Below are 2,170 nucleotides of genomic sequence, written 5' to 3'. Positions count from 1 at the left end.
ACGGAAAAGTGTAACTCTCCTCTCCATGTAATACGCGGCAAATCTTGCGTTTTTATATTAAGTAATATTTCGCCAACGGTATCCGGTATCCGTATCCCGGCTGTACCCCTATTCCCCCTCCCAAAATCAATGGTCAGGGGCGATCGCTACATCCGCTAACTATGGCGACGCGGGAACGACCGAAAGGCTTGGAGCAGAATAGATGGAGACAAACACCGCATCTTCAGTTCCCTCATTGACTGCCCCATGAACCTGGGATGGTTGGGCAACATCAATAGCTCCAGCAGAAATAATTTTCTTTTGTCCGTTGCCAAGATAGTAAGTCAATTCCCCCCTGATCACAATCCAGGTATCTTGTCCGTCAGGGTGAGTGTGTGCCTGCACTTGCTGTCCGGGACGCACCCCCCAGACAGCAATGCTCGAATGTTCAGTGATGACTATTTCTGTGACGGTTGCTTCCTGGGGTGAAAAGCGAACCCATTGTTCAACATCAAATGTACGCTTTGTGGGGGCGGTAATGGTATCACTCATCATTAGATTAAAAAGTTAATCGATTTGTTGACTATTATCCGATAAACTATAGGGCGAATGCAGCTATTTTGTTTGATAACCTTGACAGAATCCTTAAACAGATTTACTAACTTCCTCTGATAAATACTTTTGCAGTGTATAAGGACAATCAGGAGCTTTGATCACGTTAGCATAGGGCAGCTTATAGGTTGCCCAGAGTTCCCACCGCAACACATCAACACCAATCGCCGCCGTACTACCGAATTGTGTTTGACAGTCTTTGTCTGGTTGCTCAACAATGTTTTTGATGATGATGTTTACCATCTCTGTTTTCAGTGCATTAGTGATTCCCATCGGCAGCTTAATAAGCCATTGTCTTATTTGAGGCGATCGCAACCAGTCAGTTCTGATTGACTTAAAAATTATCTAGTCCTGTAACATCCTCATCAGTTGCCACTTTGCGTTGAGATTTAGCTTTACTGATTTGAAATTCGTTAGCCTTGATTACAGGCATTGCCGCTTCCTTTACTGATGCTTTCGCTTGGTGATACAGAAATTGAACTACACCGTCAGCATCTTCCTCTTCTACTTGCGCCCAAAGAGAGCAACCAACATCAATTGATTCAAACTGCCCTAAATTGAACTTTCTCGAATAACTTATTGACACAGTACTAATTTTCATTGACTTGTTTTTACTGCTAATTTATGTAGTGGCGACTCACTTTTTGAGCTGCCAATGCTTGTTATTGATTACCGCTTCTTACCCTGTGGTAGAACTTGCTGATTCTGCGGTTGCAATGATGCCCTCGCTTCTGCTTCCGATACAGCTGGTAATACTGGTGCTGTTGCAATGGCGCTATCAGCCCAGCGTTCGTAAGTCTCGTTTCTCACCCAATGCAATGTCGCCCCTGACTCTGCACCGCTACGAATCATTTCTGCTGCAACGAGATCATCTTTCTCAAAATCAGATTGTGGGTTACGATACGACCACTGAATGAACCAGTATGTACCAAGCGCACCCTCCACCTTCTGAAACTCAGCGCAGAAGATATAATTTTTCAATACTGATGCGATCGCACCATAGCAGAACTCCTTGGCATCTCCCGGCATCCCCTCCTCACACCATTGCTGAAACGCACGATGAGCGAAGTGGTTGTACAGTCCAGCAAATGAATCCTTGCTCCGCCGATGCATCAGAAAACTGAGCAGCATCGATGCTGGCCCTTTGAATTGTTCCTTCAGTCCGCCAGCAACAGGGATTACCCACAGTTCGGTGAATGGCTCATTGGTGAAATTTTCGTTGATTGTGAGCAAACGGTCAGGACGTGAGATTGCGATCGCAAAGTCTGCTTTATTTCCTTTGAGATAACCACCCTGTTGTGCTTCCAATATTGTCAGTTTTGGAGGGCAGTCTAGTAAGAATTGCCCGTACTCCTTGGCACAATTAGCTTGAAGTTTAGGTTGGCTGGGTGGAATGAGAAAAACACTGTTGTTGATTTTGATTGTTTCCATAGTTGCCTTGTTTTTGTTAAAAGTTGCGTTGATTTGGGATACTATTCGGGTTAGCTATTTATGATAGAAACAGGGATTGCTTTAGTCCTGGTCGTAGTTTTTCACTCTCCCCCCATCTGCCAGAGTTTGCAATGTAGGTAAAAGTAGG

At 44.7% G+C, this 2,170-nt stretch carries 4 protein-coding genes; all 4 read right to left on the bottom strand.

The window, feature by feature from the left end:
- Nucleotides 1–159 precede the first annotated feature (159 nt).
- The 4 genes from AC5JMF_RS01600 to AC5JMF_RS01585 all read right to left on the bottom strand — a co-directional run bounded on the left by AC5JMF_RS01600 (nucleotide 160) and on the right by AC5JMF_RS01585 (nucleotide 2,022).
- Complete coding sequence (locus AC5JMF_RS01600) at nucleotides 160–534, bottom strand: cupin domain-containing protein (RefSeq protein WP_495793971.1); 375 nt, start codon at nucleotides 532–534, stop codon at nucleotides 160–162.
- A 90-nt stretch (nucleotides 535–624) separates the two neighbouring features.
- Nucleotides 625–864, bottom strand: coding sequence for a hypothetical protein (locus AC5JMF_RS01595; RefSeq protein ID WP_495793970.1), 240 nt, complete (start codon nucleotides 862–864; stop codon nucleotides 625–627).
- A gap of 61 nt (nucleotides 865–925) precedes the next feature.
- On the bottom strand, nucleotides 926–1,192 hold the full coding sequence (locus tag AC5JMF_RS01590) for a hypothetical protein (protein ID WP_495793969.1): 267 nt from the start codon (nucleotides 1,190–1,192) through the stop codon (nucleotides 926–928).
- A 68-nt stretch (nucleotides 1,193–1,260) separates the two neighbouring features.
- Nucleotides 1,261–2,022 (bottom strand): hypothetical protein, encoded by a 762-nt coding sequence (locus AC5JMF_RS01585; RefSeq protein ID WP_495793968.1) that lies wholly within the window; start codon nucleotides 2,020–2,022, stop codon nucleotides 1,261–1,263.
- Nucleotides 2,023–2,170 lie beyond the last annotated feature (148 nt).

The sequence above is a fragment of the Desmonostoc vinosum genome (assembly GCF_059505385.1).
The sequence above is the reverse complement of the archived record's forward strand: the minus strand, read 5'-3'. Positions and strand labels throughout refer to the sequence as shown.

Bases quoted from the DNA above. Each gene is read 5' to 3' on its own strand.
- AC5JMF_RS01600 (WP_495793971.1), bottom strand. From the start codon at position 534: ATGATGAGTGATACCATTACCGCCCCCACAAAGCGTACATTTGATGTT.
- AC5JMF_RS01590 (WP_495793969.1), bottom strand. From the start codon at position 1,192: ATGAAAATTAGTACTGTGTCAATAAGTTATTCGAGAAAGTTCAATTTA.
- AC5JMF_RS01585 (WP_495793968.1), bottom strand. From the start codon at position 2,022: ATGGAAACAATCAAAATCAACAACAGTGTTTTTCTCATTCCACCCAGC.
- AC5JMF_RS01595 (WP_495793970.1), bottom strand. From the start codon at position 864: ATGGGAATCACTAATGCACTGAAAACAGAGATGGTAAACATCATCATC.